A 12,720-nucleotide genomic window follows, 5' to 3' on the forward strand; every position below is an offset into this window, starting at 1 on the left:
GGGCGTCTGACTAAGCCAACTATCCGCCCATCCGCGTCATCCTGGCGGGCATCGATAGCTGATCGGCAAGGCCCGCAAGGGGCCTTGCCGCACTCTCAGACCGTCCGCACAAACAAGGCGCGCAGCTTGCTCCAGAAGTCGCCGCCAAGCACGAAGAAGCTGGCGATCAGCATGACGTCGCCCAAGAGCTGAACCTGCCACAGATTCGGCCGCAGGCCCGGCCAGAATGCGTCCACATAGGGCTCCAGCATTGACGACAGCAGCGGCAGCACGAACATCACCAGACCAATGACGTGGCGGGCAGGACCGACTTTTTCTGCCGGAGCCAGGCGCTTGGCATGTCCGAACACCATGCTCTTGAGCTGCTGAAACCCTTCCTTGCCCATGACGGCAATGCAAGTCAGCAGCAGGACTTTGTTGGCGATGAATATCGAGCCTGTCAGCGCTGCGATGCGTGAGCCCGGCACATCCATGGATGCTGCGATCGGAATCAACAGCCACAACGCGAATGCAATGATGAAAAGCCCGATTCCGCACTTGAAACGCCACCCGCGTGCGGGGGCCGGCTGGGTTGGATTGTCTGGCAATGTCATGATTGACTCCTTTTTAGGCGTCCAAACACGTGGTTGGCAAAAAAACCGGGTTTGCGCCGCCGCGGGCGCTGGGGTTCAAGCAAATACATCATCAAGCAGGCATAGAGCGTGACGGCGATGAACAACCCCATGCGTATGGCAAAGGCCGTGTACACATCCTTGCCGGCATAGCTGTCTTGCACCGACTGGCCAAGCAGGATGATGAGAGTGGCCAGCGTATTCAGCCAGAAGCTCGGCGGATGCCGCGACGGCGTCAGCCGGTACAGCTTGCGCCCAATCAGCAGACCGGCCAGCAGCATCCATAGAAAGAACATCCACAGATTCACAAACAGACTCAGCGAGCACCAGAACAAGACGGCCAGCACGCCGCCCAGCAAGGTGGACCCCAACAATTCGCGCGCCGCGCCACGCGCCGCCGTCGTGCAGGTCTGGCGGCCCAGACTGACTGCCTTCATGATGATGGGCAGGTAGCCCAGCGGATCTGTCAGCGTCAACAGAAAGGCGGGCATCACGATCAAGGCCGCGCGCAATGCCATGCGGCTGGCCACGTCCTCTGGCGCGACGGGGGGTGCAGCGGGCATGGGCGCATGTGACGGCTCGGGAAACAGCCAATGGCAAAAATTCAACACGAGGACGGCGACGAGGAGCCCCTTGGCCAGCGCATTGATCACCAGCAGGGCCAGCCCGAAATCGACGGTGCCCGCAGCAGAGATCATCGTCAATCCGATAGTCATGAATAGAGACACCAGCGCGTTGCCGCCACGCAGGCCAAAACGAAAAGCCAGGAACAAACCCAGTCCAATCAGCAGCACCCCACTGAACGCGTAGTGACGCAGCAAGGGAATCAGCATCAGCCCCACGCCGGTCGTGAACATCACCATCAAGATCAATCCCAGCCCGGCCTTGAGTGACAAGGGGCGGTTCAGCGACGTCAGCAGAAATGCGCCGAGCACGGGCGCGATCATGGGTATCGGCAAGGCAAAACCGAAGCTGATGGCCAGGCAAAGCGCCGTGCCCACGCCAAGCCGCAAGGACCGCTGGCCCCGAGGGTCCGGCGGTGCGGGCGAAAGCGGATCAGTAGGCATAGGAAAGCCAGCTCATCAAACGCAGATACACGCGGCCAAGCACGTTCAACGGATTGCCCGGGCTGGGAAATGCCATCACTTCCGCCTGACCGCCCGCACGCACGCCGCGCAAGGTCTCCAGCTCTCCCGGATTGAATTCCACGATCACCGGAAAGCGCTGGGCGGGACGCAGCCAGTCGCGGCTGTTCTGCACGGTTGGCAAGCTGCCGGGCGGCGTGCTTGGCCCGACGTTGACGCCGTAGCCCACGCTGCGTACCCGGCCTTCAAAAATCTGCCCCGGCAGCGAGTCCAGAATGATCCCCACGGGCGTGCCCGCTTCGACATGGCCAAGATTGTTCTCCGTCATCTCGGCGTTGATCCACACGTCATGGATGGCGATCAGCGTCATGACCGGGTTGCCCGCGGCGGCAAACTGGCCCGTATCGGTGCGCAGGTCCGTGATCAAACCGGCTGACCGCGCACGGACCTGCGTGTTGGCCAGATCGAGTTCGGCTTTTTCCAAGGCCGTAGCGGCGCTGCGCAACTTGGCGTTCTCTTCCTCGCTTCCGCCCTCCTGCTCACGGGCCCGCTGCACCTCGGCCCGCCCCGCGGCCACCTGGCTGATGGCTTGTTCAAGATTGGCTCTGGCAATTTCCAAACGGCGCAAGGAAATCGTGCCCGAATCTTCGCGGTACAGCCGTTCCAATCGGCTGTTGTCCTGACGCGCCTTAAGCTCATTGGCTTGCGCGGCCCGCAGCGACGCCTGCGCAGAATCAATGCCGGCGGTACTAGCGCCAATCTGCCGGCGGGTGGACTCCAGGTCCGCGCGGGCCCGGTCAACGGCGATCCGGTAATGATCCGGGTCAACATCAAACAAGACGGCGCCGGCCTGCACGTCTTGATTGTTCCGCACATAAACCTTGGTCACGCGTCCCGACACCTCCGCGGCCACAGGCACGATAAAAGCCTCCACCCGCGCTTGCTGCGTGTAGGGCGTGTAGCGGTCGGCCAGCAAGTACCAGACCAGGCTCACCACGATCAGCAGCACGACCCACTTGACCCCTTTCTTGGCGGGGTCAGCCGGCGCGGCCGGCGCCGCAGGCGAAGGCGACGAGGCAGGCGGAGTGGCAGGCGGTGGAGCGGCCGGGGGAGACGGGGTGTCACTCATCGGATCTCACCTTTTTGCATGGATGCAGCGGTGGCCGGACGGCCGGAATCGGACAGCAGGTCGCCCCAATCGGTGCGCTGCTGCATCTGCTGACGAGTCGCCGGGTCGAGCACCGGCTGGCCGCTATGCCAACCGCCACCCACCGCCTTATACAAGGCGATCAGATCGCTCACGGCATTGCCGCGATTCACCAGATAGGCATCTTGCTGGGCGGCCAACGCGCGCTGGGCGTCCAGCACGCGCTGAAAGTCGGAATACCCCTCGCGGTAAAGGGCATTGGCCAAAGTGAGGGAACGCTTGGCGGCCAACGCCGCATCCCGCAGAATCCCATCGCGTTCCAGCGCTTTGATCAGCCCGCTGGCGGCATCGTCGGCCTCGCGAGCCGCCTGGCGCACATCGTCCTGATACGCCACGATCAACTGTTGAAGCCGCGCATCTTGCACGCGCACATTGTTCTTCAAGCGCCCATGATCGAAAATGTTCCAGCTCAGGCTCGGCCCCCCGATCAACGCCGCCGCGCCGGACGTTCCGGCCAGCGACGTCGCAGTCCAGACTATGCTGCCCAGCAATCTCAAAGAAGGGTAAAGATCCGCTTCGGCCACGCCGATCTGGGCCGACTGCGCGGCAATCCGATACTCCGCGGCTCGGATATCCGGGCGGCGCAGCAGCAGATTGGCGGGCACGTCTTGCAGCACTGCACGATCGATCAGCGGAATGACTGCTTCTTTGGCCGACAGGTCCGGCAATTCCGGCATCGGATTGGGGGGACGGCCGATCAGAACGGCCAAGGCATTGCGGGTCCGCAATATCTGGCTTTCGAATTCTGGAATGGTGGCCAGGGTGCCCAGATACTGGGTTTTTGCCTGCTGCAAATCAAGCTCATCGGTTTCGCCGCTTTTGAACAGGCGTTCCGTGATCTCGAAACTGCGTTTCTGTATGCCCGCGTTGTCGCGCGCGATACGCAGGCGCGCTTCGGCAGTGCGCAACGCGTAATAGCTATCGGCCAGTTGGGCGTGCAGCAGCACCAATACATCTTCACGATTGGCCTGGGCAGCAAAGTAAGCCGCGTCTGCAGACTCAATGGCGCGGCTGAAACGTCCCCAAAAATCCAGCTCCCAGCCTATGTCGAAACCCGCGCTGTATTGCCAGAAACTGCTGGGCCGTTGATTACCTTCAGCCGAACGCGACGAACGCCGCTGATACAGCGCGTCGGCGCCTGCAACCTGGCTTTGGGGGTATCGGCCGCTGCGGGCAATGCCCAGTTGGGCGCGAGCCTCCATGATCTGCAAACCGGCAATCTGCACGCCCGCGTTATGCGCGTCTGCCTGGGTAATCAGATCATCAAGCACTGGGTCATTGAAAACCTGCCACCACTGCCGCGCATCCGGCTCCGGGCGGGTTTCACTGGCCAGGGCAAGCGCCGGCGTGTTCCATTGCGCGGTCCACGCTTCCCGCTGCGGCTCGAAGTCCGGCCCCAGACGCGTGCAACCGCCGAGGCAGAGGGCGCCGAACAGCAACAGCCATTTCGAACACGTCAACGTCGGCATTGGGTATCAGGTCGGCAAGGGCCTAACCACTACGATCCACGCAGCCGCTCTGCAATACAGAGCGTGCTGCATGAACGCCCGTCATGCAGGCGATGTCAGCATCGCTGCTTGATTCTATTAAGGTTCGTTCATTACCGCCATCAGCACAGATGCGTAGATGGCAGACGCCGCTCTCGTGCGCCGCTAGGGCTTAAGGATGGCTTGAGAAAGACAAGCTGCATGAAAACAACATGCCACCGCACCACAAATAAGAATGATTTACACTACCGCCTTTCGCCACCACCCAGTTCCCCGACCCGTCCATGCCTCGCAGCGACCCTCAAGACAAAGGCTGGCTTGGCTGCTATGCAGACATGATCCGCGGATGGGTGCGCAAAGTGGGCAACACGCACGAGGCCGAAGATGCCCTGCAAGATGCCGCGGTCGGGCTGTTGAAGGCGGACAGCAACCATATCCTGGAACCGCAGGCCTACCTGTATCGCGCAAGCGTGAACAGTCTGGCCACCAATGCGCGCAGACAGGCGCGGTTACCCACCCTGCCCTTGCACGAAATCCACGAAGAAGATCATCCGCAAGACACCGACAGCAGCGCAGGCGTTCGCAGCGCGCAGTTGGCCGACGCAGTGGAAGCCGCGCTTTTGCAATTGCCGGTCAAATGCCGCCAGGCCTATATCTGGCACCGCCTGGAAGGTTATTCTCAGCAGGAAGTTGCCACGCGTCTCGGCGTGTCTCTGAATTCTGTCGAACGCTATATCATGCGCGCCATGCGCCACTTGCGTGAAGTCCTGCACCGCTATGCGCCCGACTGAGCCCGCTGCCCCCATGACCGATACCGGCCCTGTTCCGGCCTTTGACGACCCGCGTGATGCGGCCGCGTTCTGGTATGCGCGTGAACGCTCGGGCAGGATGAGCGATGCAGACCGCGAGGCGTTTGCCGTCTGGTTGCAACAGGCCCCGCTGCATGCCCGCGAATATGCGCTGCTGGATGACGTGTGGCGCGACACGTTGGCAGTGCCAGCGGAGCGGCTGCGCGCCCTGGCGCGTGAACCGGCCGCCGCGCCGGCGAGACGCCGTCTTGCAAACTGGCCGGCCATTGCGATGGCCGGAGGCGCTGCTCTGGTGATCGGTCTGGCTGCCATTCCGCTGCTGCACAGCGCCGACCCTTCCTACAACGCGGAACTATCCAGCGGCCATGGCGAACGCCGGCAAGTCGCCCTGTCCGATGATTCCGTGCTTGAACTGAACACGGATACCAAGGCCAGCGTGCGTTTTTACCCGGATCGACGCGAGGTAGATCTGGCGTCCGGCGAGATCACCTTTTCTGTCAAACCTGATGCAGACCGCCCGTTCATCGTGAGGACGGGCGACGCTCAGGTCCGGGTAACCGGCACGCGCTTCAATGTGCGCAGCAATAGCGGCGCAACCGAAGTCGCCGTGCTGTCCGGCTCGGTAGAGGTCAAGCCATCTGGCTGGAGGTTCTGGCAACGCGAGCAATTGGTACCCGGCCAGGGCCTGAGCGCCTCCGCTTCGGGGTTGAGCGCCGCGCAGGCCGTCGATACCGCAACGCTTACCGCATGGCACCAAGGGCGCATCGTCTTCAACAACACGCCGTTATCAGCCGCGATCGCCGAAATGAACCGATATGCGCCCTATTCGATCCGGCTGTCCGGCGCGGGATTGGAAAAGGTGCGAGTCGCCGGCGCACTCAGTATTGATCAGCCAGCCAGTTTCCTTGAACTGCTACCCCGTATCGCCCCCGTGCGCATCGAATCAGAAGGCGATCACCGCTACGTAGTCAGGCCGCGCTAACGCCGCCGCGATGCCCCCGGGCAACCAGCAACCACGGCCATTGGTTGCATTTGGTTTCATATCCGGCTCCGAATTTCTTCAGGGTTTCCGCCCCATCCGCACTCTTTAGCTATGAGGGGCGGCCGCGCAGCGCGCCGGCCCGAGGAGACCTTTGGCCAAAGGGTAGCGCGGTATTTGCCGCTGAGAATCATTATTGGAACTATTCTTGTGAACCGTAGACTTTCCCGCGACGGCGCCGCCCTGCCGTTGCGACTGCGCGCACCACGCACAGCGATTCGCACGCTGCCGCTGACGCTATCGCTGATGCTGGCGCTATGCCTGACCCAAGCCCCCCCTGCCCAGGCTCAAGACGCAGCCGTTCTCGTCAATACCGCACGGCAGCCCTTGCATGACGCGCTGGTGGAAATCAGCCGCCAAGCCGCTCTGGAAGTGCTTTACGCACCGGAACTCGTTGCAGGAAAAACGGCGCCGCCCGTATCGGGCCGCCTCACGCCGCAGCAAGCTCTGGATCGCATTCTGGCCGGCAGCGGCCTGATCGCCGTCATCCGCGGCAATACCGTCGTTATCGAACCGGAACCCTCCAACCTGGATGCCACGACCATGGCGGCAGTGACCGTCATCGCGCGCCGCGCGGCCGACGGCACGACCGAAGGCACGGGTTCCTACACCAGCCAGGTCACCAGCACGGCGTCCAAAACGGATCTGACCTTTCGTGAGGTGCCGCAATCGGTCTCGGTCGTGACCCGCCAACTGATCGACGATCAGCATCTGGTGAACGTGACCGACGCGATGAGCCGCGCGCCCGGTATCACGGTACGCCGCGTGAACTCCAATTCGTCGGATTTCTACTCGCGCGGGTTCCAGATCACGAGCATGCAGGTGGATGGCGGCGCGCCGATGACGCTGGGGTCTTACACCTACAGCACAACGCAAGACATGGCGTTTTACGATCGCGTCGAAATCATGCGCGGGGCTTCTGGCCTGCTGGGCGGGATGGGCGACCCCGGTGGCATTATCAACCTGGTGCGCAAAAAGCCGCTGGCGGAAAACCAGCTGACGGTGGAAGCCTCTGCCGGCAGTTGGGACAACTACCGCAGCATGATCGACGCGACCGGTCCACTGGGATTCGATGGCAGGCTGCGCGGACGCGCGGTGGCCGTATATGGCGACGCGGGCTCGTACATGTCGCACAGCAGCACCGAGACCCCGCAGATCTATGGCGTACTTGAGGCAGACCTTACGCGCAGCACATTGCTGACCGTGGGCGGCAGCTTCAGCCGGCTGCGCGAACAAGGCAGCCGCAGCGGCCTGCCCCGCTACACCGACGGCGGCGACATCGGCCTGTCGCGCTCGACCAACCTGAGCCAGCCCTGGGCCTACGTCCATTCCGACACCAAGCAGATCTTTGCCCAGCTGGAACAACGCCTGGGCGACACCTGGCGCTTCAAAGCCAACTACACGCGCGAAGAAACCGATAGCAAATCGCTCACCGCGTTTGCCAACGGCGGCGTAGATCGCGCCACGGGTCTGGGCGCGACCTGGGGCGGCGGCCGCTATGCGATGAGCAACACCCAGAACCTGCTGGACGTAAACCTGTCCGGCAGCTTCGATTTGTTCGGCGGCACGCATGAAGCGCTGCTGGGCGCCGACTGGCAGCGCAGCGAAGGCACGTGGTCCGTCGCCAAGCCTTTGAATGAATGGACAGTGCCGGTCAATGTCTTTGACCGCAACGCCTGGAATCCCGATCTGAGCCTGCCCGAGAACGAACGCTACGACCCGTGGGGACAAGAGCAGAAAGGCGTTTACGGCCTATTGCGGATCAACCCGACCGAGCGCCTGCATTTGATCGCCGGCGCGCGCTTGAGCTCCTATAAGTTCTTCCAGACCGTGTCGGAACCCAGCAATGGCGGCTGGGTTCCCTATTCAAAAACCGCCTACCGCGAACCCACTGCCACCACGCCCTACGGCGGCGTCATTTATGACCTGAGCGACGCGTGGTCGGCCTATGTCAGCTATGCCACCATCCATAAACCTCAAGGCCTGCTGAAGTCCGGCCCCCTGCCCGGCTCGTCGCTGCCCGCCATCAAAGGCAAGAGTTATGAAATGGGCTTCAAGGGTGAATTATTGGATGGGCGCCTGAACGCTACCTTCAGCCTGTTCAACGTCGAGCGCACCGGCACCGGCGTGCTGGACCCCCGCTACCCGGAAGACTACGACGCCTGGGCCGGCAACTGCTGCTATCTGGCGCAAGGCAAAGTGGTCAGCCGCGGAGTGGACATGGAGATCGGCGGCGAAGTATCGCCGGGCTGGGAAGTCGCACTGGGCTACACCTTCAACAACACTCGCGACAAAACGGACGACTCGGTCTACAGCAGCATCACGCCGCGGCATCTGCTGAAGCTGTCTACCGTCTACACCTTGCCGGGCGATCTGTCGCGCTGGCGAATTGGCGGCAGCGCACAGGTGCAAAGCGCCAACTACGTCACCGGCACGGCGTATTCGCGGGACTCGGGAACATCCACGCCATACAAGTTCCAGCAGGCGGGCTACGCCACGGTCAACTTGATGGCGCAATACCGTTTTGCGCCGCAATGGACCGCGACGGTGAACGTGAACAACCTGTTCGACAAGGTGTACTACGAGCGCGTCGGCGCCTCGAACGGCGGCAACTGGTACGGCGCGCCACGCAATGTCATGCTGACTTTACGCGGGACGTACTGACAAGAGCTGCGGCTAGGGGCGTTTGCGCGCTCCTGCCCTAGCTTGGGCCGCATGCGCTGCCGCATATCGGCCCATCATTCGTAGGCAGAAATAAAAAATGCAGAGGCAGCAGATGCTCCCCCTGCACAAAGGCCCTACGAAATATCGTTGCCGTCCATGCGCACATGAAGGCCGCGCTATCGCATCGCCGGCGCGGCATATAGCCGAGCGCAAATTACACGGGATTTGCGGGCTTTTGTGTATCCCTGAAATTGGGTATTTTTTTGAGCGATTTGGATATATAGCTTGCTACATCCAGACACACACATCCACGGCAACGCCCGAGCGCTCCGATATCATCGCAACTCTCTGCATCCGGCCAGCCTTTCATGCGTCCTTTGCCTGCATCACGCGGTCTTACCCGCCCTAGCCTGATCGTCCTAACCGCGCTCGGCCTATTGACCGCCAGCATCGCCCCCGCGGCACAGGCGCAAACCGCCCGCAAACCTTCGCCCTATGAAAATCAGCGGCCGCTGCGCCCTGACGAGCGCGAAGCGCGGCAGGCAGAAAATGCCAAGCATGCCGGTCCGGCCTTTCTTGGCCAGATCACAAGCCAAGCCGAATTCCAGCAATTGGCCCGCGTGTATAACGCCGGCACGCCGCTGGAAATTCCTCATGTGCTGTTTGTGATCGACCGGCAACGCGGCGACCGCATTTACTACATCGATACGCCGCGCTACACGCTGCACGAGAACTTTGCCCGTGAACGCCGTCTATTGCCCGGCCAGGACAAGGACACGCTGATTGCGCAATACAAGGACCCGAACCGCCGCCTGCTCTTCGGCACCCTGAGTTGGCAGCGCGACCTGCCCGGCTACACGTATGAATTCTGGGAAGGCGACCGCTTGACCCCCGAATTGCTGGCCCTGACGGGTGAACGGCTGCGCGCCACGTTCTATGAGCCCTTGCGCTTCAAGGCCAACTCCACGATGCACGAGCAGACAGCGCAAGGGGCGGGTGTGGAGTACGTAACGCAGGAAGCCTTGTTGCGCGAGCAGACCTTTTTGCCGCTGAACACAGGCCGCGCGCAAGGGCGGATGCGCATCGTCGCGTCCGTGGAAGACACGCCCGATCTGGCGCCGACCGACATCGTGGTCCTGGACGAAGTGCCGGTCGCCCTGCCGCCGGTTGCGGGGCTGGTCACGCAACGGCCGTCCACGCTGCTATCGCACGTAAACTTGCTGGCCAAGGGCTGGCGCATCCCCAATGCTTATGTGCGCGACGCCGTGGCAGCGCTGCGCGAGCATGACGGCCAGTGGGTGGAATTGACCGTGACCAGCAACGGCTACCAGGTGCAGCGCATCGCCAAACCCGACGTGTCCGCGACACCCGTGAAGACAGCCGCCCTGCCGCTGCCCAAGCCCGACCTGAGCGTCAAGGCAATCAAGCCGTTGACCGGCATGTCCACGCGCGACAGCCGCCATTGCGGCGTCAAGGCGGCAAACCTGGGTGCGCTGAAGTCCGCGCTGCCGCCGTTGGCCAGCGTGCCTGATGGCTTCTGCATCCCATTCGCGCAGTACGCGGCGTTCATGGCGCAGTTGCACGTGCCCGAACGCATCGCCGCGCTGGAACAGCGGCCGGACTTCGCCAGCGACGCCACCGTCCGCCGCGCCGAACTTGCCGCGCTGCGCCAGGACATCGTTCAAGCCAAACCCGACCCGGCGCTTGCTGCCGCGTGGCACGACAGCTGGCAGAAGCAATTGCAGGGCCGTGGCGTCTTCGTACGCAGCTCGTCCAATTCCGAGGATCTGCCCGGTTTCAGCGGCGCGGGCCTCTACACCACGGTGCCCAACGTGACGCAGGCCGACGCGCTTACGCAAGCGGTGAAAACAGTATGGGCGTCGGTCTACAACTTTGAAGCCTACGAGGCGCGGCGCGCAGCGGGCATCGGCCAGGATGGCGTGGTGATGGCCGTGCTGGTGCAGCAAGCCGCCGCGTCGGACAGCTCGGGCGTGATGATCACGCGCGATCCTTTCGATGCCTCGCGCCGGTATGTCACCTACATTTCCGCCAAACGCGGTTTGGGCATCAAAGTGGTGGAAGGCAAGCGCCAGGCTGAACAGATCATGTATTCCAGCTGGTCCAAAGCCGTGCAGGTGCTGAGCCGGTCGGCCGAAGATACCCAGCTTGTGGCAGATGCCGCAGGCGGCGTGCGCGAAGTGCCCATTGAAGGTTCGCGCCAGGTATTGAATGATGCGCTGGTTGCCCGGCTGGCAACGGTAGGCAGCCAGATCAAACTGCGCCTGGGCAATGCCGATCAAGATATCGAATGGGCCGTGCAGGGGGACAAGATCCTGATCCTGCAGGCCCGGCCGTACGTCGACGGAAGCCGGTAGCGGCAGACGCCGCCCCGGACTTACCCGCACGCGCTTTACTAGATGTGCAGCGCGTGCCCCAACGCCTTGAGCGCCGCTTCCTGCACGGCTTCGCCCAATGTCGGGTGCGCATGAATGGTGCCCGCTACATCTTCCAGCGTAGCGCCCATTTCCAGCGACTGGCCAAACGCTGTCGACAGTTCCGACACGCCGCGCCCCACCGCCTGCCATCCCACGATCAAATGGTTGTCGCGCCGGGCCACCACGCGCACAAAGCCGTCAGTGGACTCCAGCGTCATGGCGCGGCCATTCGCGGCAAACGGGAAAGACGCCGCCAGGCAATCCAGCCCCGCGCTTTCCGCCTCGGAAGGCGAAAGGCCCGCCACCACGACTTCCGGGTCGGTAAAGCACACGGCAGGAATCGAAGCTGGCTGGAAATGGCGGCGCTTGCCGGCCACCAGTTCAGCCACCATCTCGCCTTGCGCCATGGCCCGATGCGCCAGCATGGGTTCACCGGCAATATCACCAATGGCCCACACGTCGCGCATGGAAGTGCGGCATTGATCGTCAATGCGCAGCGCATTGCCCTTGCGATCCAGTTGCAGGGTTTCCAGCCCCCAGCCTTGCGTGCGCGGACGGCGTCCCACGGCGATCAGCACGCGGTCGGCTGGCAACAGCGTTTCGGCGCCCGACGCATCCTGCACGCGCACCGCGTTGCCCGCGCCATTCAAGCCCAACACTTTGCGGCCCAGATGCAGCTCCACGCCCAGCTTGGCCAGTGACGCTGCAACGGGTTTGGTGAGCTCGGCGTCATAGGTCGGCAGGATGCGGTCTTGAGCTTCCACAACGGCCACGTCAGAACCCAGCTTGCGATACACCGTGCCCAATTCCAGGCCGATATATCCGCCGCCGACCACCACAAGCTGCTTGGGGATGGACGTAGGCGACAACGCTTCGGTGGACGACACCACCATGCCGCCAAACGGCATCGACACCAGCGGCGTGGGCTCGGACCCGGCCGCCAGCAACAGGTGATCGCACTGGATGCGAAGGCTGCCGCCTTCGGCCGTAGCCACTTCAACCGTCTTGCCGTCCAGCAGGCTGGCCCAGCCCTGCACCACTTCTACGCCATTCTTCTTCAACAAAGCGCCCACGCCACCGGTCAGCTTGCCGACGATGCCGTCCTTCCAGGCCACCGTCTGCGCAATGTCGATGGCGGGCGTGGACACCGAAATGCCCAGGGCTGATTTGCCTGCATAGTGGCGCGTCTTGTCGAATTCTTCGGCTGCGTGGATCAGTGCCTTTGACGGGATGCAGCCGACGTTCAAGCAGGTGCCGCCCAATTGGGCGCCTTCAACCAATATGGTCGGCACACCCAGTTGACCAGCGCGGATGGCGGCCACATACCCGCCGGGGCCGCCGCCGATCACCAGCAAAGTCGTCGTTTTTGTGATCTGGCTCATG

The 12,720-nt window shown here is 62.8% G+C and carries 9 protein-coding genes; 4 read left to right on the top strand and 5 right to left on the bottom strand.

The window, feature by feature from the left end; all coding sequences use genetic code 11:
• Positions 1 to 95: 95 nt before the first annotated feature.
• The 4 genes from RAS12_RS10070 to RAS12_RS10085 are packed head-to-tail and all read right to left on the bottom strand — an operon-like array spanning position 96 to position 4,372.
• Positions 96 to 593: a transporter suffix domain-containing protein gene (locus RAS12_RS10070; protein WP_306947862.1), complete on the bottom strand. Its 498-nt coding sequence runs from the start codon at positions 591 to 593 to the stop codon at positions 96 to 98.
• The gene (locus RAS12_RS10075) at positions 590 to 1,678 is read right to left on the bottom strand and encodes a DUF2955 domain-containing protein (RefSeq protein WP_306947864.1); all 1,089 of its coding nucleotides are present in this window, start codon (positions 1,676 to 1,678) and stop codon (positions 590 to 592) included. Before RAS12_RS10075 ends, RAS12_RS10070 begins: the two co-directional genes overlap by 4 nt.
• On the bottom strand, positions 1,668 to 2,825 hold the full coding sequence (locus RAS12_RS10080) for an HlyD family secretion protein (protein ID WP_306947866.1): 1,158 nt from the start codon (positions 2,823 to 2,825) through the stop codon (positions 1,668 to 1,670). The genes RAS12_RS10075 and RAS12_RS10080 overlap by 11 nt, the downstream gene beginning before the upstream one ends.
• On the bottom strand, positions 2,822 to 4,372 hold the full coding sequence (locus tag RAS12_RS10085) for an efflux transporter outer membrane subunit (RefSeq protein ID WP_306947868.1): 1,551 nt from the start codon (positions 4,370 to 4,372) through the stop codon (positions 2,822 to 2,824). Before RAS12_RS10085 ends, RAS12_RS10080 begins: the two co-directional genes overlap by 4 nt.
• Before the next feature lie 302 nt (positions 4,373 to 4,674).
• Between RAS12_RS10085 and RAS12_RS10090 the strand changes: the two genes are divergently transcribed.
• The 4 genes from RAS12_RS10090 to RAS12_RS10105 all read left to right on the top strand — a co-directional run bounded on the left by RAS12_RS10090 (position 4,675) and on the right by RAS12_RS10105 (position 11,277).
• Positions 4,675 to 5,181, top strand: a complete 507-nt coding sequence (locus RAS12_RS10090; RefSeq protein ID WP_306947870.1) for an RNA polymerase sigma factor — start codon at positions 4,675 to 4,677, stop codon at positions 5,179 to 5,181.
• A gap of 13 nt (positions 5,182 to 5,194) precedes the next feature.
• The gene (locus RAS12_RS10095) at positions 5,195 to 6,181 is read left to right on the top strand and encodes a FecR family protein (RefSeq protein ID WP_306947872.1); all 987 of its coding nucleotides are present in this window, start codon (positions 5,195 to 5,197) and stop codon (positions 6,179 to 6,181) included.
• A 207-nt stretch (positions 6,182 to 6,388) separates the two neighbouring features.
• Positions 6,389 to 8,902 carry a TonB-dependent siderophore receptor gene (locus tag RAS12_RS10100; protein ID WP_306947874.1) on the top strand — a complete coding sequence of 838 codons (2,514 nt, stop codon included), beginning with the start codon at positions 6,389 to 6,391 and terminating at the stop codon, positions 8,900 to 8,902.
• 368 nt (positions 8,903 to 9,270) lie between these two features.
• The gene (locus RAS12_RS10105) at positions 9,271 to 11,277 is read left to right on the top strand and encodes a PEP/pyruvate-binding domain-containing protein (RefSeq protein WP_306947876.1); all 2,007 of its coding nucleotides are present in this window, start codon (positions 9,271 to 9,273) and stop codon (positions 11,275 to 11,277) included.
• 38 nt (positions 11,278 to 11,315) lie between these two features.
• Here the strand turns inward: RAS12_RS10105 and lpdA are convergent, their stop codons facing one another.
• Positions 11,316 to 12,719, bottom strand: coding sequence for a dihydrolipoyl dehydrogenase (gene lpdA, locus RAS12_RS10110; protein ID WP_306947878.1), 1,404 nt, complete (start codon positions 12,717 to 12,719; stop codon positions 11,316 to 11,318).
• Between the last annotated feature and the right edge of the window lies 1 nt (position 12,720).

The sequence above is a fragment of the Achromobacter seleniivolatilans genome (assembly GCF_030864005.1).
GTDB lineage: Bacteria > Pseudomonadota > Gammaproteobacteria > Burkholderiales > Burkholderiaceae_B > Achromobacter > Achromobacter seleniivolatilans.

What these genes read in the sequence shown, in the direction of transcription:
- RAS12_RS10070 (WP_306947862.1), bottom strand. Translation starts at nt 593, where the DNA reads ATGACATTGCCAGACAATCCAACCCAGCCGGCCCCCGCACGCGGGTGG.
- RAS12_RS10075 (WP_306947864.1), bottom strand. Translation starts at nt 1,678, where the DNA reads ATGCCTACTGATCCGCTTTCGCCCGCACCGCCGGACCCTCGGGGCCAG.
- RAS12_RS10080 (WP_306947866.1), bottom strand. Translation starts at nt 2,825, where the DNA reads ATGAGTGACACCCCGTCTCCCCCGGCCGCTCCACCGCCTGCCACTCCG.
- RAS12_RS10085 (WP_306947868.1), bottom strand. Translation starts at nt 4,372, where the DNA reads ATGCCGACGTTGACGTGTTCGAAATGGCTGTTGCTGTTCGGCGCCCTC.
- RAS12_RS10090 (WP_306947870.1), top strand. Translation starts at nt 4,675, where the DNA reads ATGCCTCGCAGCGACCCTCAAGACAAAGGCTGGCTTGGCTGCTATGCA.
- RAS12_RS10095 (WP_306947872.1), top strand. Translation starts at nt 5,195, where the DNA reads ATGACCGATACCGGCCCTGTTCCGGCCTTTGACGACCCGCGTGATGCG.
- RAS12_RS10105 (WP_306947876.1), top strand. Translation starts at nt 9,271, where the DNA reads ATGCGTCCTTTGCCTGCATCACGCGGTCTTACCCGCCCTAGCCTGATC.
- lpdA (WP_306947878.1), bottom strand. Translation starts at nt 12,719, where the DNA reads ATGAGCCAGATCACAAAAACGACGACTTTGCTGGTGATCGGCGGCGGC.